Raw genomic sequence first — 18,717 nt, 5'->3', positions numbered from 1 at the left:
GAGTGAAGAGATGAAATTGGGTTGGCTGGGGGCAGTTGCGAGCGGCGCGGCGATGGCGGTGGCGATGACAGCGGTCGCACACGCGCAGGACAGCATCAAGATCGGTGCGATCTACAGCCTGAACGGGCCGGCGGCTCCGTTCGGCGTTCCGGAGCGGGATATCGTCGAGGCGCTGACGAAGAACCTCAACGCGCAAGGCGGCATCAACGGCAAGAAGATCGATCTGATCATCTGCGACGAGCAGACCAATCCCACCGAGGCGGCGCGCTGCGCCACGAAGCTCACTCGCCAGGACAAGGTCGTGGCGATCCTCGGGCCGACGTTGGGGACGGGCGCTTTGGCCCTCGCGCCGATCGCGCTCGCCAACAAGGTGCCGTTGCTCTCGCCGGTCGGCACGATCCCGGTGACGTCGAAGGACAATGCGTTCTGGCCCTGGGTATTTCGCACCGCGCCTTCGGATACGCTGATCATCAACGCATTGTTCGAGCGGGCCGTGTTCAAGCCGCAGCGCAAGCGCATCGGCATTCTGTATCAGGAGGATGCGTACGGCGAGGCAGGCATGAAGCTCGCGACCCAGCTCTCCAAGGACAACAATTTCGAGATCGTGGCCGCGGTCGGCGCGCCGCTCAGCGCGATCGATCTCACCGCGGCGGCCACCAATATCCGCAACACCAATCCGGACGTCGTGCTGCTGAAGACCTCGGCGCCGGCGTTGGGTGCGGCCTTCGTGCGCGCCGCCAAGCAGGTCGGTATCACCGCTCCCGTCATCGGGACCGGCAGCCTCAACCAGCGTCCGTTCCTCGACGCCGCGGGCAATGCTGCCGAAGGCATCCAGATTGTTTCGATCGGAAACTGGGATGATCCCTCCGAGAAGCAGAAGAAGCTGGGCGAAGTGATCGTCGCGGCGGGCAAGACCCCCAAGGGCTACGCCGAGCTGATCGGCTCGACCGGTGCCCTTGCGGTGTTCGAGGCGATCCGCCGCGTCAAGGGCGAAGTCACCGGACCCGCGATCCGCGATGCCCTCGAGACGATCTGCGATTTCAAGGACACCTATCTGGATGGCAGCCTCTGCTACTCCAAGGATCAGCACGAAGGCGTGTTCCAGGACACCCTGATCACGGTCGAAGTCCACGACGGCAAGTTCAAGACGGTGAAATGAGGACGCGCGGAGGAGAGCGCCCGGCGTCTCTCCTTCTCACGGCACAGCCATGACCAATTCGTTGCTGGATCTTCCGTTCGCCGATTGGGCGCTCGATAAAGTCATCGCCGGCCGGGTGGCGTCGACGCCCGACCGGCCATTTTTGCAATTCGGAAACGAACCGGTTCTGACGTTCGCGCAGGTCCATGCGCTGGCACTGCGGTTCGCCGCGGTGCTGGCCAAGGAAGGCGTCGGGCGAGGCGATCGTGTCGCGATTTTCGCCGGCAATTCGGCCGAGCACATTGCGCTGTGGTTTGCCATCAGCCTGCTTGGCGCCAGCGATGCCCCGATCAATCCGGCGCTCCGCGGCCGCACGCTCGAACATGCGATCAACCTGGTCGAACCCAAGCTGCTGGTTGCGGAAGCGACACTGCTGCCCACGCTGGCGCGTGACGGACTCGATCTCGGCACGCTGCGCAGCGTGGTTTGGTTCGGAGTCCCCGATCAGGATCTGCCGGCGCTCGCCGGCATCGAGCTGAAGCAACTCGGTAGCTCGGAGACGGAGCCGCTCGGGGCCGATCTGCCCTCGCTGTCTCCCGCCGACACCTTGTCGATTCTCTTCACATCGGGCACGACCGGCCCGGCCAAGGGCGTGATTGTCACGCACGCGCAGGCTTATCTGACCGCGCGGCAAACCGCCGAGGGCCTCTGGGTCGGAGCCGACGACGTCTATTATTGCGCGCACCCGCTGTTTCACATGTCGCCGCGGTTCTGTGTCGTGTACGCGGCGCTGCTGACCGGCGCGCGGATCTGCTTCGACCGGCAGTTCGCCGCGGACAGGTGGATCGACCGTATCCGGGAGAGCGGCGCGACCGTCACGATCGGGCATGGGCCGCTGATCGAGATGATCCATCAGCAGCCCGAGCGGCCGGACGATGCGCAGACCAGGCTGACGCGGCTCGGGACGTCGCCGTTTCCACGGCACATCGCCGCGGACTTCGAGCGCCGGTTCGGGCTGAAGGGGATCGAGACGTGGGGGATGACGGAGATCAATATCCCTTGCTGGCATCCTCACGATGAGCCGCTCCGACCAGGGGCGGCCGGCAAGATCCGTCATGACTGGTACGAATTTCAAGTCGTCGACAGCGACACCGACTTGCCGCTGCCGACCGGGGAGGTCGGCGAGTTTGTCGTTCGGCCGAAGCTCCCCTGGATCGTGACGCCCGGCTATTTCCGCAATCCCGAGGCGACCGCGAAGGCGTACCGGAATTTCTGGTTTCACACCGGCGACAGCGGTTATGTCGATGCAGATGGCTGGGTGTATTTCGTCGACCGCCTCGGCGACAGGATCAGGCGGCGCGCGGAAAATATCTCGTCCTACGACATCGAGGTCGCGGCGAACGGGCATCCCGCCGTCCTGGAGAGTGCCGCGGTCGGAGTGCCCTCGGGATATTCGTCGGACGACGATATCAAGCTGAGCGTGGTGCCGCGACCGGGCCAGGCAGTCGACCCCGCCGAGTTGCTGTCCTATCTCGCCGCCGAGCTGCCGCACCACATGGTGCCGCGCTACATCGAATGTCTCGATGCGTTGCCGCGCACGCCGACCCAGAAAGTGCGCAAGGCCGGTCTGCGCGAGTCCGGCGTGACGGCGTCGACCTGGGACCGCAAGCAGAACAACGTCGCCCTCAGAAGTCTGATCGCGGGCGTCGCCGTCGAACGTTAGGCCTTGGACTTGACCGGAATTTTCTTGTTGGCGTAGGCGCGCTCGATGGTCGACAGCGTCGCCTCCCAGAGGTCGGCGAGACGGCCGAAATGGCCGTGGTCGCGCGTCACCGAACCTGCGTAGTGGATGATGTTGACGAGCTGGATGACCAGCTTTTCCTGCGGACTGTCGGCGGCCAGTTCGCCCGACTGGATCGCGCTGCGTACGCCGGCGCGCACCAGCATCTCGAATTCTTTGGTGACCTGCTGCAGCTTGACGCGCATTTTCGGCGTCAACGCGTCGGTATCGTTGCGCAGCCGGATCATCAGGCTCCACGGCTCGCCATTGTCGCCGGCGGCGTTGTAGCGCAGGTAGCGTCGATGGGCCATCTGCACCGTCGCTTCCACCTTTCGCCTCAGCGTGGTGGTCGTGTCGGTCCAGATGGCACGATAGTGATCGAGGGTCTTGTTCGCGTAGTCCTCGAGGACTTCCTCGACCAGACCGTCCTTGCTGCCGAAATGATAGTGCAGGTTGGCGCGGGTGGTTTCGAGGATCTCCGAAATCTGGCCGAAGCTGAAGCCCCGGTAGCCGTATTTGACGAGAAGCTCCTCGGCGACGACTTTAATGCGCTCTCGCATTCTGAAACCGCAAAATCCTGCTTGACGGATATTCGATGCCGCTTGATCCGGCGGTTTCATTATCACAGCTTTGCGAGTGCGGTGCAACGCCGAAGCGCTATGCGACCGCCGGCAACGCACCTTCCGGCTTGACGCCTGCCTGCTCCATGGCTGCGCGGATGCGCTGAATCTCGGCAGCGTCGAGCTTCTGCAGCGGGGGCCGCACTGCTGCCGAGGGCAAGCGCCCGAGAATGACTTGCGCTTCCTTCATGCGGTTGTGCATGTCGACCGGCGGCGCGCCGTAGAAGGCGAGCGTGGTCGGGTAGATGCGATCGGAGATCGCCTTGGCCTTGGCGAGGTCGTTGGCCTTGACGGCTTCGAACAACGCGACCTGCAGATCGGCGATAGTGCTGCCGGCGCCCGAGAGAAGTCCGTTGCAGCCGGTCACGAGCGAGCTCAGCAGCCACGCGCTGTGGGTGCTCAGCACCTGGAATTTCGCCGACTGGAACGTGCGCACCGTGATCTCGTGGCGCACGGGATCGCCGCAGCCATCCTTCATCGCCCGAACGGTGGGCACTTCGTTGATCAGCCGCGCGAGCAGGTCGTGCGAGTAGTTCAGCGGCAGGTTGACGGGAAACTGGAAGATGATGAGCGGCAAATCGGTCACGTCGGCGATTCGCTTGTAGTGATCCACGACCATGTCGGCGCGCCAGCCGAGCATCATCACGTTCGGCGGGAAGACCAGAAGCGCGGATGCGCCCTTGCGATCGGCCATCTGGGCGATCTTGACCGCGTCCCGGCCACTCTCGGCGTAGATGCCGTTGACGATCGGCAGCTTGTCGCCGATTTCGGCCGCAGCGACGTCGAGCAGCATCTCCTGCTCCTCGAAGCTGCAGGACGAAACTTCCGAGGCGTGGCCGTTCACCGTCACGGCGCCGAGCCCGCGAACGCCCGCGAGATCGCGCAAGTGCTTGCGGTAGCTGGTCTGGTCGATCGTCAGGTCATCGTGCAGCGGCAGCAGGCAGGCCGGGATCACGCCCGAGCAGTCGTAGTTCTTCTTAGCCATCGTTTGGTCCTCTCTGAATAGGCTGACGCGCCGCTCAAATGCCTTCGAGCGCGATGATCTCGGCGATCGAGGCGCCGGCACGGGCCTCGCGTGCGGCCAGATACTCCGGCGAATCGTAGAAACGGCGGACCGTCTCGACGGAATCGAATTCCACGATCACGAAGCGCGCTTTCGGCGCGTCGCCTTCGACGGCGTGCGGCTCCGATCCACGCACGATGTAGCGTCCGCCGAAGGCTTCGATCGCCTTCTTGGCAAGCGGTTTGTAGGTCTCGTACTTCGCCGGATCGGTGACCTGCACCTTGGCGACGACAATGGCTGCCATCCGTTTTCTCCCGTTGCGGCCGCCCCCTCCGCGGGTAAGCAGCTCCGAAAAACTTATTGACGTGCAAGTCAGTCTAAGTCAAGTTTCGACGCGGAGGACGCCAATGCAAGACAAGAAAGTTCGCGTTGAAATCGACGGGGCTGTTGCCACCCTGTTTCTCAGCAATCCGCCGATGAACGTCGTCACGCTGTCGCTGACGCGGCAGATGCACGATGTGCTGCACTCACTCGCGGCCGATCCGGCGATCGGCGCATTAGTGCTGACAGGCGAGGGCGATCGCGCCTTCTGCGCCGGCTCTGATATCAAGGAATTTCCACGGCTGGTGGCCGAGCGGGGCATCGTCTCGCAGAAGCTCGGCTACGAGAACGAGACCTACGGTCTGGTCGGAAACTTTCCGAAGCCGACCGTGGCGGCGATCGAGCGGCTTGCGCTCGGCGGCGGGCTCGAGCTTGCTGCGGGCTGCGATCTGATCGTCGCGTCGGAAGATGCGAGGCTCGGCCTTCCCGAGGTGAAACTCGGCGGCTTTCCGGGCAGCGGCGGCACCGTCCGCGTGACGCGTCGCATCGGCCTCGGTCGTGCCAACGAGATGATGCTGCTCGGAGACATGGTCGACGCGCCGACGGCACTCGCCTGGGGCCTGATCAACCGCATTGCGCCGAAGGGGCAGACGCTGGCCGTGGCCCGCGGCCTGGCGGCGCGGCTTGCGGAGGGGCCCGCGCCCGCCGCCTATGCCTGCAAGACCGCGCTGCGCTACGCGATGGATCTGCCGGAGCAGGACGCGATCCGTCGCACGCTCGATCTCAGCGAGGCGTTGTCGCAGACCCACGACTTCGCCGAAGGAGTCAGCGCTTTCATCGAGAAGCGTCCGGCGCAGTTCTCCGATTCCCTGGATGTCGACGCGTTCAAGCCCGCCGACTGATTCATCTCGCCCGCATCCCCCCGATCAAGAGCCGCCCATCAACCGGCGCGCGCAAAGGAACCGTGCTGTGATCGATTTCTCCATTCCGTCCGAAACGCAGATGCTGCTGGAGTCGCTGCGGCGCTTCATCAAGGAAGAGCTTGCCCCTCACGAGGCCGAAGTCGAAGAGGTGCAGTATGTGCGCCCCGAACTGGCGCGGGAGCTGCGCGATAAGGCCAAGAACCTCGGCCTGTTCGCCATGGGCATGCCTGCCGAGGTCGGCGGCGGCGGACTGAGCGCCGTCGACATGTGTCTGTGCGAAGAGGAGTTCGGCTTCACCAAGGACGCGCTGGTGCGCCGCGCGTTCGGTGCGATTCCGGGCTCGTTGGAGAACTGCATCGGTGATCAGCGCGAGAGGTATCTACTCCCGGCGGTCCGCGGCGACATCAACGTCGCGCTGGGAATGACCGAGCCGAACGCCGGCTCGGATGCTGCCGGCATCAAGACCACGGCCCGCCGCGATGGCGATGACTTCATCATCAATGGTTCGAAGCATTTCATCAGCGACGCCGACGTCGCCGATGCGTTCATCGTCACGGCCGTCACCGATCCGTCGAAGGGCGGCAAGGGGATCAGCGCGTTCCTGATCGACAAGGGCACGCCCGGATTCACCGTCGGCCGCATTCAGTACATGATGGGACTGCGCGCGACCAACCACGCCGAGCTGGTGTTCGAGAACGTGCGTCTGCCCAAGAGCCAGATGCTCGGCCCGGAAGGCTCCGGATTGTTTCAGGCGCTGTCGACCATCAACAAAGTGCGGCTCGGCATGGTCGGCGGCCGCTCGGTCGGAATGGCGCGCAAGCTGCTGCAGATGTCGATCGACTACGCTAACGAGCGCAAGCAGTTCGGCCAGCCCATCGGTCAGTTTCAGATGGTTCAGGCGATGCTCGCCGACATGGCAACCGAGATCTTCGCCGCGCGCATGATGGTGCTGAACGCTGCGTGGGAGACGGATCAGGGTTTTGATCCGCGCGAAAAGGTCTCGATGGTCAAGTACTACGCCTCCGAAATGCTCGGGCGCGTCGCCGACAAAGCGGTGCAGATCTTCGGCGGCATGGGCTATTGCCGCGAGATGCCGCTGGAGCAGCTTTATCGCGATGCGCGCGTCTACCGGATCTTCGACGGCGCGTCCGACATTCACCGCGTCGTCATCGCCCGCAGTCTGCTGAAGAACGGGCGGCAGGCTCTGTGAGCAGCACGGGCAAGGAGGGCGGAACGATGCTCAAAGGCATGCGCGTGCTCGGCTTCACGCATTTCGTGCAGGGACCGGCGGCGTCGCAATATCTCGCCGATCTCGGCGCCGACGTCATCAAGGTCGAGCCGCTCACCGGCGCGTTCGAGCGCGGCTATGCGGCGGACTCGGTATTTGTCGACGGCTTCAGCGCGACGTTCTTCTCGGTGAACCGCAACAAGCGCTCGATCTCGGTCGATCTGAAGAGCGAGCGCGGACGCGAGGTGGTGTTCTCGTTGATCAAGACCGCCGACGTGATCATCGAGAACTATCGCGGCGGCGTGCTCGAGCGTCTCGGCTTCGGCTACGAAGCCGTGAAGGCGGTGAAGCCGGACATCATCTACGCGTCGGCGACCGGCTGGGGCTCGTCCGGCCCGATGGCCTCTGCGCCGGGGCAGGATCTGCTGGTGCAGGCGCGCTGCGGCCTGATTGCGGTCACCGGCAATCTCGACGCCGCGCCGACCGTCACCGGCGTGCCGGTGGTCGATCAGCACGGTGCGGCGCTGCTGGCGATGGCGGTGAGTGCCGCCTATGCCCGGAAGCTTGCGACCGGCGAGGGCACCCGCATCGAATCCAACCTGCTGAGCGCCGGTCTCGATCTGCAAAGCGAGTCCATGGCGGCGTACTATTCGGGCGGCCGCGGCCCGGATCGGATCACACGCGACCATCGCCTGGCCTCGTGGTTCCTGCCAGCGCCTTACGGCGTGTTCAAGCTGGCCGACTGTCACGCCGTGATCAGCCTGGGCGGCGATATCGAGAGCTTCGCGGGAGCAATCGGCACCGCCGAGCTGATCGAACTCGCTGCCGATCGCATGGCCAACCGCGACGCGTTCATGCGCGTGCTCGGCGACGAGCTGCAGAGCTGGACGTACGAGCGGCTCGACAAGGCGCTGGCGCCGCACGGCCTGTGGTACGAGCGCGTTCAGGATTATGACGCCGTGCGCCGCGACCCGCAGGTCGTGCACAACGAGTCGTTCCAGGAGTTCGCTATCGGGGACCTCAAGGGCACCGTGGTGGCGCATCCGGTGCGCTACGACGGCAAGATCCCCGAGATGCGGCGGATGCCGCAAGGTCTCGGCGGCGATACGCGTGACGTCCTCGCAGATGCCGGCTGGAGCGCTGACGACATCGAAGCGCTGGTGCGCGACGGCGTCGTCGGCACCGGCCCGCAGCCATCCCCAGCTCCGCCCAAGGCCTAGATCCCATGAACATGCCGCTGCGCCACGTCTCCCTGAAGGACCGCTACACGCAAGCTTCGGGCGTCGTCTTCCTCAATGGCACACAGGCGCTGGTCAGGCTCCTGCTGACGCAGCGGGAGCGGGATCGCAAAGCCGGACTGAACACGGCCGGATTCGTCTCGGGCTATCGCGGCTCGCCGCTCGGCGGCCTCGATATGGAGCTGTGGAATTCCAAGGACTTCCTGAAGCAGTCGGAGATCGTATTCCAGCCGGGCCTCAACGAGGATCTGGCCGCGACGTCGGTGTGGGGCACACAGCAGATCGACAGCCTGCCAGGCAGGACTGTCGATGGCGTGTTCGGCATGTGGTACGGCAAGGGCCCAGGCGTCGACCGCTCGGGCGATCCGTTCAAGCACGGCAACTACGCCGGCACGACGCGCCACGGCGGCGTGCTCGTGGTCTATGGCGACGATCATCCGGGCAAGTCGTCGACGGTCGCGCATCAGAGCGAGCAGGCGCTGGCCGCCAATCTCATTCCGTCGCTCTATCCATCCAACGTGCAGGAGATCCTCGAATACGGCCTCCACGGCTGGGCGATGTCGCGCTTCACCGGCCTGTGGGTCGGACTGAAGACGGTCAACGAGACCGTCGAGACTACCTCGACCATCGCGGTGGCCGACGACGAGCCTGTGATCAACCTGCCGGCTTCAGATCCGCAGGACGAGGCTGCGATCCGGCCGCAGCCGGACTACGGCCCGCAGCGCGATGAAACCGCCGTCATCAGGAAACGACTGCCGCGCATTCACGAATACGCCCGCGCCAACCGGCTCGACAGCCGGCGCCTCGGCAAAGCAGGGGCGCGCCTTGGGATCGTGACCTCGGGCAAGGCGTACGCCGATCTCGTCGACGCGCTCAATCTGCTCGGGATCGACCAGGCGTGCGCCGAAGCGTGGGGAGTGTCGGTCTACAAGGTCGGCCTGATCTGGCCGCTGGAGCCGGCCGGCCTCGTCGCCTTTGCTGAGGGCTGCGAGGAACTGCTGTTCGTCGAGGAGAAGAAAGCGTTCCTGGAGGACCAGGCGGCCAAGATCCTGTTCAATCAGCAGGTGCGGCCGCGCCTGATCGGCAAACAGGATGAGCAGGGCGACACACTGCTGCCCTCCGACATCCAGCTCAACCCGCTCGTCATCGCAAAGGCTCTGGCGTCGCGGCTCACTGCGCTTGGTATCAGCAACGACGCCGTGCTGCGGATGGTGCAGACAGAGGTGCCGGAGAAGGCCACGTCCCCGACAAAGGCGCAGCCGACCCGCGTGCCCTATTTCTGTTCGGGCTGCCCGCACAACAGCTCCACCAAGGTGCCCGAGGGATCGATCGCGATGTCGGGCATCGGCTGTCACTCGATGGCCATGTGGATGAACCGCGACACGGTGAAGCCTGTGCAAATGGGCGCCGAAGGCGCGAACTGGATCGGGCTGTCGCACTTCACCAGCACCCGGCACGTCTTCCAGAATCTCGGCGACGGCACCTATTCGCATTCGGGCCTGCTGGCGATCCGCGCGTCCGTGCTCGCCGGCATCAACATCACCTACAAGATCCTCGCCAACGACGCCGTGGCCATGACCGGCGGACAGCCGGTCGAAGGCGCCCTGACGACGCGTGCGATCGTGCGTCAGGTGCTGGCCGAGGACGTCGCGCGCGTCATCGTCGTTACCGACGATCTGGATCGCACCGTGGTCGATATTCCTGGCGTCGATGTGGTCGCGCGCGACCAGTTGCCTCGCATCCAGACCGAACTCCGCGACACCGCCGGCACGACCGTCATCGTGTACGAGCAGGTCTGCGCGGCGGAGAAGCGCCGTCGCCGCAAGCGCAAGCTGATGCCGGATCCGCCGCGGCGCGTCTTCATCAACGAGGATGTCTGCGAAGGCTGCGGAGATTGCTCCGTGCAGTCCAACTGCGTCAGCATCGTGCCGGTGGACACGGAGCTCGGCCGAAAGCGGCGCATCGACCAGTCGTCGTGCAACAAGGATTATTCCTGCGTCGAAGGCTTCTGCCCGTCATTCGTCTCGGTCGAAGGCGCCAAGCTGCGCAAAGGCGCAGGGCAGATTGATCGCGGCCTGTTCGCCAATCTGCCGGAAGCGCCCGAGGTCGAGTTCGACCAATACAGCGTACTGATCACCGGGGTCGGCGGCACCGGCGTCGTCACCATCGGCAGCGTGCTGGCGATGGCCGCCAACGTCGCCGGCAAGGCGGCGAACGCCTACAACATGACCGGGCTGGCGCAGAAGGGCGGAGCCGTCTTCAGTCACCTGCGGATCGCGTCGTCGCCGGATCGGCTCTCCAGCGCCATGGTCGGCCCCGAGAGCGCCGATCTGCTGCTCGGCTGCGATCTGGTTGCCGCGGCGAGCCCCGATGGGCTCAAAGTCTGCTCGATGTCGCGCACGCGCGCGGTGCTGTCCGCGGATCCGACACCGACGGCGGCATTTCAGGCCGATCGCGACTACCGGATCGACGAAGCCGGGCTGGTCGAGCTGATCGGCGGGGCGACCGACATGAACTGGCTGATCGACGCCGGAGCGATCGCCGAGCAGATGCTGGGTGACCGCATCGGCAGCAACATGTTCATGGTCGGCTACGCGTATCAGCGCGGCCTGCTGCCGCTGCCGTCTGCGGCGATCCGCAAGGCCATCGAACTCAACGGCGCCGCTGTGCAGTTCAATCTCGACGCCTTCGACCTCGGCCGTCTTGCGGTGGTCGATCCCGCCGCCGTGCAGGCCCGCGGCAGCGCCGCGGTTGCGGCCGACACCTGCGACGCCATCGTTGCTCATCGCGTCGGCCTCCTGACGCAGTACCAAAACTCGCGATGGGCCAAGCGCTATACGCAATGGGTCGCGCGCGTGCGCGAAGCCGAAGGCCGCGTCGCGCCGGGCTCGGAGGAGCTGTCGCGAGCGGTCGCCGTCAATCTCGCCAAGCTGATGACCTACAAGGACGAGTACGAAGTCGCCCGGCTGTATGCGAAGGGCGACTGGCGGGCGCGCCTGTCCGAAACCTTCGAAGGCTACGATCAGCTCTCCGTCTGGCTGTCGCCGCCGCTGTTCGCATCGATCGACAAGGCCACGGGCAGGCCGAAGAAGATGAAATTCGGTCCCTGGATCTTTACGGCCTTCGATATCCTGGCGCGGCTCAAGGGACTGCGCGGCACGCCGCTCGACCCGTTCGGCTGGACCGCCGAACGTCGCAAGGAACGAGAGCTGCTGGCCGACTACGAGACACAGCTGGAGCTCGTTCTCGCGCGTCTCGACGCGGCCAATCTGCCGACCGCGATTGAGCTGGCCTCGCTGCCGAACGTCGTTCGAGGCTTCGGCTTCAAGAAGGACGCAGCTATCAGCGAGATGTCGAACAAGGCGGCTGCGCTGGTTGGAGTTTTCAAGAGATAGCGGCCCGGCTCATGCGGTGCGGATCCGCGGCCTCGCTTTCGGTTCGCTTGTTCGCTCGGGTGAAGGCCGGGCAGAGGCGATCGACGAGCCGGCCCGCGCGCCCGGACCCGCATGGGTGTGGACTTCCCTGGCCAGCAGCGGCTCGCCGCACTCCGAACAGACCATCACCGGATCGAACATCTTGCCGCAGGTCCGATGCTCGTGCAGCACCGGCCGGCCGCGCTCGTCCACCATGTGGATGTCGCCCCAATGTACGATCGCCATCATGATCGGATAGAGGTCGAGGCCCTTCTGGGTCAGGATGTATTCGTGGCGCCTCGGGGACTCCTGGTACGGGATGCGGCGCAGGATGCCCTGGCTCACCAGCTTCTTCAGCCGTTCGGCGAGGAGATGCCGAGTGATCCCCAATGACGACTGAAACGCCTCGAAGCGGCGCGTGCGCAGAAAGCACTCGCGCAGGATCAGCAGCGTCCAGCGATCCCCGATCACCGCGATCGTCCGCGCCATCGAGCACGATTCGTCTTCGAGCTCCTTCCACTTCATCCGCAGCCTCCAGTCGATCCAGCGGGGAGGGTCGTCGAACCAGACCCGGCCGGGTCAGTGCATTCTATATTGGAACTGACGCTCGGACAACTCGGTCCGCGCGATCGGAGGATAGTTCGCTGCCCTCGCCCAACAGTCTGATTCTGAGTTCGAGCTGAATTCTCCCCGACTTTCCAGATCGCTCCGTATGCTCACAAACTCCGTCATGACCGGTCTTGTCCCTACCATCCGCGCCTCTCCTGCATTTTCGCCAGCAAGGCGTGGATGCCCGGCACAAGGCCGGGCATGACGGGTGGAAGCGAAATTGCCTGATTGCAAAGTGCGCATGTGCGTCCAGTCTCTCAGACCGAATTTCCACCCCCTGTCAGACGTACAAGCTCCCAATTGACGAGTTCTGAAAAAGAACGTTAGATCGCCTGATCAGCGTGGCCCACCGTTCACTCAACCCAGCGGGAGAGCACCCTTGCAGAAGCGCAACGCGACCGTCGCCGTCATCGGCGCGGGCGATTTCATCGGCAGTGAGATCGCCAAGAAATTCGCCGCCGAAGGGTTCACCGTGTTTGCCGGACGGCGCAACGGCGCCAAGCTCGATCCGCTCGTCGCGGAGATCGGACAGGCCGGCGGCGAAATCCATGCGCGCTCGCTCGACGCGCGCAAGGAAGAGGAGATCGTCTCCTTCCTGGAAGAAGCCGACAAGCACGCGCCGCTCGAGGTCTGCATCTTCAACGTTGGCGCCAACGTCAATTTCCCGATCCTCGACACCACCGAACGGGTGTTCCGCAAGGTCTGGGAGATGGCGTGCTACTCCGGTTTCCTGGCCGGACGCGAAGCGGCCCGCCTGATGCTGCCACGCGGGCAGGGCAACATCTTCTTCACCGGCGCGACCGCGAGCCTGCGCGGCGGCGCCGGCTACGCGGCATTTGCCAGCGCCAAGTTCGGGCTGCGCGCGGTGGCGCAGGCGATGGCGCGCGAGCTCGGCCCGAAGAACATCCACGTCGCACATCTGATCATCGATTCCGGTGTCGACACCGAATGGGTGCGGCAGCGGCGGCTGGAAGCGCTCGGCCCCACCGCGCTCGACAACCCCGATCTGCTGATGCCGCCCTCGTCGGTCGCCGCGTCGTATTGGCAGCTCTATCAGCAGCCGCGCAGCGCCTGGACGTTCGAGCTCGAAATTCGCCCGTTCGGCGAGAAGTGGTGAGCCGCGCGGTGCTGCTTCAGGCGTTGCCGGTGAGCCGCAGGATGGCTTCGACGACGTAGCGGCTGGATTGTGCGATCCACTGCGTCGCGCCGCCGAGGCCGGCGAGCGGCATCAGGAACACCAGGCCGATCAGCACCAGCATGCCGTAGGGTTCGAGCCGCGCCAGCGGCCGGCCGAGCACGCGCGGCAGCAGGCCGATGGCGATGCGGCCGCCGTCCAGCGGCGGGATCGGAATCAGGTTGAAGATCGCCAGCACGACGTTGACCAACAGCGCGTTGGCGAGATTTCGCACCAGCCACTCGCCGGTTGCGCCGGACACGTCACCGAACAACCGCAGCGCCAGAGCGGCGCCGAGCGCGAGCACGATGTTGATCGCAGGGCCAGCGGCCGCCACCAGCACCATGTCGCGCCGCGGATTGCGCAGCCCGCGGAAATTCACCGGCACCGGCTTGGCGTAGCCGAACAGAAACGGCGACTGCATCGCCAGCAGCAGCAACGGCAGCAGCACGGTGCCGAACGGATCGATGTGCTTGAACGGGTTCAGCGTGACGCGGCCGAGCATCCAGGCGGTGTCGTCGCCGCACATCCGCGCCGCATAAGCGTGCGCCGCTTCATGGAACGTGATGGCGATGAGCAGCGGCAGCGCCCATACGGAAATCACCAGCATCATCGTCGAGATCGGGTCTGACATCGTAACCTGCATTGCCGGCGGAGCGCCGGTCTGGTTCCGGATATAGAACCGCCTGGCCGCCTGTACCACTCGGGCGGAGCCGATCCGGCGCTTTATGACTCCGAATTCATCTTCATCACCAGCGCGAAGCCGAGAACGGAACCTGGACCGTTGCGCAGCATTGTGCCGGGAACCGTTGTGGAACCCGATCAGCTGCGCCACTTGTGGTTCGTCCGCTCACGTTGCCAAGGACCGTCCTGCCGATGTCGCCCTCCGTTCCGCCGACCCCATCGCCCGCCGATCCCCAAGCCCGCCGTGCCCGCCGTACCGATCTCTTGCTGCGCATCGGCGTGATCTGGCTGCTGGTGCTCGCGACCGCCTGGGTCGCGCAACCCTATCTGGCGTCGCTGTGGTTCTCGGTGGCCGAGCCGCGAACCGTCACGGCCCGCGGCGAACTGGCGCCGATCGAGACCTCGACGATCGAGCTGTTCAAGCGGGTGTCGCCGTCCGTCGTGCACGTCTATGCCCAGTCGGCGCGCCGGTCGGCGCCGTCGTTTCAGCAGCAGGATCCGCAGCAGGGCGGCGTGCAGTCCGGCTCCGGCGTGATCTGGGATGCGGCCGGCCACGTCATCACCAACAATCATGTCATCCAGGGCGCGAGCGCTCTCGGCGCGCGGCTGTCGTCGGGCGAGTTCGTCACCGCCCGCGTGATCGGCACCGCGCCGAACTACGATCTCGCGGTGCTGCAGCTGGAGCGGCCGCGCACGGCGCTGCGCCCGATCGCGATCGGCAGCTCGTCGGACCTGCAGGTCGGGCAGGCGGCGTTCGCGATCGGCAATCCCTATGGGCTGGAGCAGACGCTGACCACCGGCATCGTCAGCGCCCTGCAGCGCCGGCTGCCGACCGCGGCCGCGCATGAAGTCAGCGGCGTGATCCAGACGGACGCTGCGATCAACCCGGGCAATTCGGGCGGGCCGTTGCTCGATAGCGCCGGCCGTCTGATCGGGCTCAACACCGCGATCATTTCCGGCTCGGGCGCGTCCGCGGGCATCGGCTTTGCGATCCCGGTCGACTCGGTCAACCGCGTTGCGACCGCGCTGATCCGCACCGGCACTGTGCCGGTGCCCGGCATCGGCGTGATCGCGGCCGATGAAAACGAGGCGGCGCGGCTCGGCATCGATGGCGTTGTCGTGGTCCGTACGCTACCGGACTCGCCGGCGGCGCGCGCCGGTCTGGTCGGCGCCAGCGAAACCGGGATGGTCGAGGATGTCATCATCGGGGCCAATGGCCAGGAGGTTCACAGCATGTCCGACCTCGCGGCGACGCTGGAGAACGTCGGCATCGGCAATGAGGTCAAACTCGAGGTGATGCGTAACGGCAGGGCAAGATCGGTGACCGTGCAGGTGACGGACATTTCGCGCCTGCAGCGCAGGTAGTCGGCCAAGGTCGTCGGCGGTCTGATCCGGCCGGGCGAGCCTCCGCCGACGGCTGCAGCGCCACGGCGGGGTTGCGGCGGTCACGTAATTCTACGTAGTCGGGTATTAACCGGGTTTGAGGACCCATGCGGTAAGCACGAGGCAGAACAGGAGTCTGCCCGTGTCTAAACTCAACCGCATCGGAAACAAACTCGGACTCGCCGGTCTGGTCGGCATCTTGCTGGCGGCCGGCATGGTCACCAATCAACTCATGACCGAGACGCGGGTGAACGAAGCCTCGCGCGTGGCCGATCGCGAGGCGGAGGTCTCCGAAAGCGCGCTGATCGCCGAGTCCGAAATGCGCAACATGCAGCTCGCGGTGCGCGGCGTTCGGTTGGCGCGATCGCTGAAGGAATTCGAACAGCGCCGCAGCGAGTTCAACGTCGCCCGGCTGGCGCAGGCCAAGCTGCTCGACGCGGCAATCGCGGCCGCCGCCCCGGCCGAGAAGGACAAGTTCACCGACATCAAGAAGATGACGACCGACTATGCGGCCGGCGCCGAACGGCAGGCCGAGCAGCAGCTCAAGGTGTTGGACCTCAATGCCAAGCGCAGCGCGATTGCGGCCGATTGGGACGCCAGGATCGCGGCGCTGGAGGGCGTGCTCGGTGGTCAGGCGGCGCTGGCGTCGCTTCACGAAGCGGATGGCGATTTCGACGGCGTCCGCGCCATCGGCTGGCAGTATTTCGTCGCGGAGGACAAGGACTACAAGGTCAAGATCGAGCGCAAGTCGTCCGCTGTGGCCGATGGCTTGCGGCGGGCTCTTGAGCAGGCGCCGGACGGCAAGAGCCGAGCCGGCCTTCGTGAGCTCGATGGCGTGCTGAAGAGCTATCTGACCACGACGTCCGATGCGTTCGTCGCCGATGCGCTCAAGAACAGCATCAGCCGCGACCAGACCATCCCGCTCGCCAACAAGGCTGCGGCGCTGTTGCGCGGCGCCGTTGAAACGGCGCAGCAGTCCACCCAGCAGGCTAAGGCCAAGGCCGCCGCGGAGATCACGTGGTCCGGCAGGATGGCGCTGGCATTCGGCGCGACCATCATTCTGGTGTTGATCGGCTCGACGCTGTTCTCGTTCCTCGGCGTCGCGCGTCCGCTCACCCGGCTGAACGGTGCGCTCGGGCAGATCGCGGGCGGCAAGCTCGACGTCGATATCGTCGGCGCCGAGCGCGGCGACGAGGTCGGCGACATCGGCAAGACGGTCGGCATCATCCAGCGCAATGCCGAGCGCAAGGCCCGCGAGGAGACCGAGGCGAGGATCGTGCGCGACCGCGAACTCGCGGCGCAGCGCAAGCAGGACATGCTGCGCATCGCCGACGATTTCGAGGGCGCGATCGGCGAGATCGTGAGCGCCGTGTCGTCGGCTTCGGAAGAACTCGAAGCCTCCGCCACCTCGCTGACCTCCACGGCGGAACGTTCGCAGTCGCTCGCCACTTTGGTGGCATCCGCGTCTGAAGAAGCGTCCACCAACGTTCAGTCGGTGGCGTCGGCGACCGAGGAGATGAGTTCGTCGGTCAACGAGATCAGCCGGCAGGTTCAGGAATCGGCGCGGATTGCTCAGGAAGCCGTGGAGCAGGCGCGCCAGACCAACGATCGCGTCGAAGACCTCGCCCAGGCGGCGGCGCGGATCGGCGACGTCGTGGAACTGATCAACACCATCGCGGGCCAGACCAATCTGCTGGCGCTCAATGCCACGATCGAAGCGGCACGCGCCGGCGAAGCGGGCCGCGGGTTTGCGGTGGTCGCCGCCGAGGTCAAGGCACTGGCCGAGCAGACCGCCAAGGCGACCGGCGAAATCAGCCAGCAGATCGGCGGCATCCAGAGCGCGACCGATCAGTCGGTGACGGCGATCAAGCAGATCGGTGAGACCATCGGGCGGATGTCCGAGATCTCGTCGACGATCGCGGCTGCGGTGGAAGAGCAGGGCGCCGCGACCCAGGAGATCTCGCGCAACGTCCAGCAGGCCGCGCAAGGCACCCAGCAGGTGTCGGCGAACATCACCGACGTGCAGCGCGGCGCCACCGAAACCGGATCGGCGTCGTCGCAAGTGCTGGACGCGGCGAAGTCGCTGTCCGGCGACAGCGGACGCTTGAAGGTGGAGGTCGCGAAATTCCTCGGCACCGTGCGGGCGGCTTAGCGCCCGCCGTCCGGTCATTGCGAGGATGGCCTCAGCCTTCACGTCATTGCGAGGAGCAAAGCGACGAAGCAATCCAGCGCTGTGGGCCGTGGGCTGGATTGCTTCGCTGCGCTCGCAATGACGGATTCAAAAGGCTCTTTCGGATCACGCCACCTGCTGCATCGGCATCTGCTGCATGAGTGCTTGCTGCTGGCCGGCGGCCTCTTCGTTGACTTCGTAGGTCGTGACCTCGAACTTCACCAGCTGTGCGGTGCCGAACGACGTCGAGATCGCCACGTCGGCGGCGTCGCGGCCGCGGGCCATGACGATGCGGCCGATCCGCGGATGATTGTGCCGCGCATCGAACGTGTACCAGCGGCCGTCGAGATAAACCTCGAACCACGCCGAGAAGTCCATCGGCGCCGGGTCGATCGGCACGCCGATGTCACCGAGATAGCCGGTGCAGTAGCGCGCCGGGATGTTCATGCAGCGGCACAGCGTGACGGCGAGGTGCGCGAAGTCGCGGCACACGCCGATCCGCTCGGCATGGCCTTCGGCGGCGGTGCGGTCGTTGCGGGCGTAGTGATAGCCGAATTCGATCTGGTTGTGCGTGTAGTCGACGATCGCCTGCACGCGCTCCCAGCCCGAGGTGATGCCGCCGAACAGCGACCATGCGAGGTTCGACAGCTTGTCGGTGTCGCAATAGCGGCTGCCGAGCAGATAGACCAGAACCTCGTCGGGCAGCTCGGCGACCGTCAGCTGACGGGCACCGGGGGCCGCCTCGTCGGGCAGGCCGGAGTCCGAAATCAGAAAGTCGTTGCTGATTTCGATCTGCCCGGGCGGCACGACGATCCGCGTGCAGATATTGCCGAACATGTCGATGAAGTCGCGTGCGGCAACCTCCGGCGAGAACCTGATGGTGTGCTCGCCGATCACATCCGGCATCCGCTCCGGACGAACGCTCAGCAGCAGGTTCATCGGAGTTTCCTGGAAGCACTGGAAGACGATGTTGTAGCCCGCTCGAATCTTCACCCGCAGTCTCCAATTTCACGGTCATTGAATTTGTCGTGCT

At 65.4% G+C, this 18,717-nt stretch carries 15 protein-coding genes; 9 read left to right on the top strand and 6 right to left on the bottom strand.

The genetic code is table 11. From position 1 onward, the window contains the following. The first annotated feature begins 10 nt into the window (after nucleotides 1-10). Together LPW26_RS15180 and LPW26_RS15175 are read left to right on the top strand one after the other, a co-directional pair. The gene (locus LPW26_RS15180) at nucleotides 11-1,159 is read left to right on the top strand and encodes an ABC transporter substrate-binding protein (RefSeq protein ID WP_238736252.1); all 1,149 of its coding nucleotides are present in this window, start codon (nucleotides 11-13) and stop codon (nucleotides 1,157-1,159) included. A 49-nt stretch (nucleotides 1,160-1,208) separates the two neighbouring features. Further along, the gene (locus tag LPW26_RS15175) at nucleotides 1,209-2,861 is read left to right on the top strand and encodes an AMP-binding protein (RefSeq protein WP_238736251.1); all 1,653 of its coding nucleotides are present in this window, start codon (nucleotides 1,209-1,211) and stop codon (nucleotides 2,859-2,861) included. Here the strand turns inward: LPW26_RS15175 and LPW26_RS15170 are convergent. The 3 genes from LPW26_RS15170 to LPW26_RS15160 all read right to left on the bottom strand — a co-directional run bounded on the left by LPW26_RS15170 (nucleotide 2,858) and on the right by LPW26_RS15160 (nucleotide 4,845). After that, nucleotides 2,858-3,478: a TetR/AcrR family transcriptional regulator gene (locus tag LPW26_RS15170; RefSeq protein ID WP_238736250.1), complete on the bottom strand. Its 621-nt coding sequence runs from the start codon at nucleotides 3,476-3,478 to the stop codon at nucleotides 2,858-2,860. The genes LPW26_RS15175 and LPW26_RS15170 overlap by 4 nt on opposite strands. Before the next feature lie 97 nt (nucleotides 3,479-3,575). After that, the gene (locus LPW26_RS15165; RefSeq protein WP_238736249.1) at nucleotides 3,576-4,523 is read right to left on the bottom strand and encodes a dihydrodipicolinate synthase family protein; all 948 of its coding nucleotides are present in this window, start codon (nucleotides 4,521-4,523) and stop codon (nucleotides 3,576-3,578) included. 34 nt (nucleotides 4,524-4,557) lie between these two features. Beyond that, nucleotides 4,558-4,845 (bottom strand): DUF1330 domain-containing protein, encoded by a 288-nt coding sequence (locus tag LPW26_RS15160; protein WP_238736248.1) that lies wholly within the window; start codon nucleotides 4,843-4,845, stop codon nucleotides 4,558-4,560. Between the two features lie 103 nt (nucleotides 4,846-4,948). Between LPW26_RS15160 and LPW26_RS15155 the strand changes: the two genes are divergently transcribed. The 4 genes from LPW26_RS15155 to LPW26_RS15140 all read left to right on the top strand — a co-directional run bounded on the left by LPW26_RS15155 (nucleotide 4,949) and on the right by LPW26_RS15140 (nucleotide 11,646). Then, nucleotides 4,949-5,764, top strand: a complete 816-nt coding sequence (locus tag LPW26_RS15155) for an enoyl-CoA hydratase/isomerase family protein (protein WP_238736247.1) — start codon at nucleotides 4,949-4,951, stop codon at nucleotides 5,762-5,764. A gap of 67 nt (nucleotides 5,765-5,831) precedes the next feature. Then, nucleotides 5,832-6,995: an acyl-CoA dehydrogenase family protein gene (locus tag LPW26_RS15150; RefSeq protein ID WP_238736246.1), complete on the top strand. Its 1,164-nt coding sequence runs from the start codon at nucleotides 5,832-5,834 to the stop codon at nucleotides 6,993-6,995. A 26-nt stretch (nucleotides 6,996-7,021) separates the two neighbouring features. Then, on the top strand, nucleotides 7,022-8,233 hold the full coding sequence (locus tag LPW26_RS15145; protein ID WP_238736245.1) for a CaiB/BaiF CoA transferase family protein: 1,212 nt from the start codon (nucleotides 7,022-7,024) through the stop codon (nucleotides 8,231-8,233). A gap of 5 nt (nucleotides 8,234-8,238) precedes the next feature. Further along, on the top strand, nucleotides 8,239-11,646 hold the full coding sequence (locus LPW26_RS15140; RefSeq protein WP_238736244.1) for an indolepyruvate ferredoxin oxidoreductase family protein: 3,408 nt from the start codon (nucleotides 8,239-8,241) through the stop codon (nucleotides 11,644-11,646). Between the two features lie 9 nt (nucleotides 11,647-11,655). Here the strand turns inward: LPW26_RS15140 and LPW26_RS15135 are convergent, their stop codons facing one another. Continuing rightward, nucleotides 11,656-12,189, bottom strand: coding sequence for a winged helix-turn-helix transcriptional regulator (locus LPW26_RS15135; protein ID WP_238736243.1), 534 nt, complete (start codon nucleotides 12,187-12,189; stop codon nucleotides 11,656-11,658). A 463-nt stretch (nucleotides 12,190-12,652) separates the two neighbouring features. On the opposite strand from LPW26_RS15135, the gene LPW26_RS15130 reads away from it, so the two are divergent. Continuing rightward, a complete protein-coding gene (locus LPW26_RS15130) occupies nucleotides 12,653-13,390 on the top strand; it encodes an SDR family oxidoreductase (RefSeq protein WP_238736242.1) in 738 nt (245 codons plus the stop codon). A 16-nt stretch (nucleotides 13,391-13,406) separates the two neighbouring features. Here the strand turns inward: LPW26_RS15130 and LPW26_RS15125 are convergent, their stop codons facing one another. Continuing rightward, the gene (locus LPW26_RS15125; RefSeq protein ID WP_238736241.1) at nucleotides 13,407-14,081 is read right to left on the bottom strand and encodes a site-2 protease family protein; all 675 of its coding nucleotides are present in this window, start codon (nucleotides 14,079-14,081) and stop codon (nucleotides 13,407-13,409) included. 242 nt (nucleotides 14,082-14,323) lie between these two features. Here LPW26_RS15125 and LPW26_RS15120 point away from each other — a divergent pair, with 242 nt between their 5' ends. Together LPW26_RS15120 and LPW26_RS15115 are read left to right on the top strand one after the other, a co-directional pair. After that, entirely contained in the window at nucleotides 14,324-15,496 is a 1,173-nt protein-coding gene (locus LPW26_RS15120; RefSeq protein ID WP_238736240.1) for a S1C family serine protease, read from the top strand. A 160-nt stretch (nucleotides 15,497-15,656) separates the two neighbouring features. Next, nucleotides 15,657-17,666 (top strand): methyl-accepting chemotaxis protein, encoded by a 2,010-nt coding sequence (locus LPW26_RS15115; protein WP_238736239.1) that lies wholly within the window; start codon nucleotides 15,657-15,659, stop codon nucleotides 17,664-17,666. A gap of 144 nt (nucleotides 17,667-17,810) precedes the next feature. Here the strand turns inward: LPW26_RS15115 and LPW26_RS15110 are convergent, their stop codons facing one another. Then, nucleotides 17,811-18,677, bottom strand: coding sequence for a transglutaminase-like domain-containing protein (locus tag LPW26_RS15110; protein WP_238736238.1), 867 nt, complete (start codon nucleotides 18,675-18,677; stop codon nucleotides 17,811-17,813). Nucleotides 18,678-18,717 lie beyond the last annotated feature (40 nt).

The sequence above is a fragment of the Rhodopseudomonas infernalis genome (genome assembly GCF_022271405.1).
Lineage (GTDB): Bacteria > Pseudomonadota > Alphaproteobacteria > Rhizobiales > Xanthobacteraceae > Rhodopseudomonas > Rhodopseudomonas infernalis.
Note: the sequence above shows the minus strand (reverse complement) of the source record. Positions and strands in the feature narration are given on the sequence as shown.